The 681-nt window shown below is 26.0% G+C and carries 1 protein-coding gene; it reads left to right on the top strand.

The annotated features are described in order from the left end of the window. Positions 1 to 461: 461 nt before the first annotated feature. Positions 462 to 681, top strand: a 220-nt coding sequence (locus CD112_RS13480; RefSeq protein ID WP_142380817.1) for a hypothetical protein, incomplete at its 3' end; no start/stop codon positions are given.

The following is a 681-nucleotide window of genomic DNA, read 5'->3' as shown; positions in this document are numbered from 1 at the left end:
ATTTTGAAGTTTCGTAAGATATTTATATAGTTTTGTATCCAAAATTCTTTATTGGCTCTTAAAACGTAAATGAGAGATAAATAAATATATTGTGATTCCAAATCGCAAAAGATCAATCGAAACCAGTGGCGAATTTTAAACACTGCCCATTTACATGCAAACTAAAATTTTGCATAAAATCACTCAAAAAGTAACTCAGGTTTTAGTTCCAGCAGGGGCAGACTTCTGTAAAAAATATCAAAATTTCAATTTGGGGCTAATTTTCTTGTAAGAGCATAAGGAAAATATGCATACATTTTTAAATTATTACTAATATGTATAAAGACAAGAAGAAACTCGTTTTCAACTCGTTTCTAAAAAAACCAAAAAAGACAACACTAAATTTTTATGATAATATCATGACGAATGTTCTTACAGTTATATATTACAATTAAAAAGAGGGGATACTTGGAGGTAAAAAGATGAACATTAGAAATTTTAAATTATATGAAATTACCTTTTTAATAATTTCTATGCTATCAATTATCACAGTATTTCTTAATATTGCTGATATATTAAAAATGCCAATACAATGGCAATATTTCTTTCAATCAATGATATTTTTATCTTTAGGTATAGCAACTATAAGAAAAATGAAAGTAAGTGCAATTATTGCCATTATAGCTAGTATCGTAATAATAT

Source organism: Staphylococcus simulans (assembly GCF_002902285.1).
Taxonomy (GTDB): Bacteria; Bacillota; Bacilli; order Staphylococcales; family Staphylococcaceae; genus Staphylococcus; species Staphylococcus simulans.
This window is presented reverse-complemented; position numbering and strand designations above follow the sequence as displayed.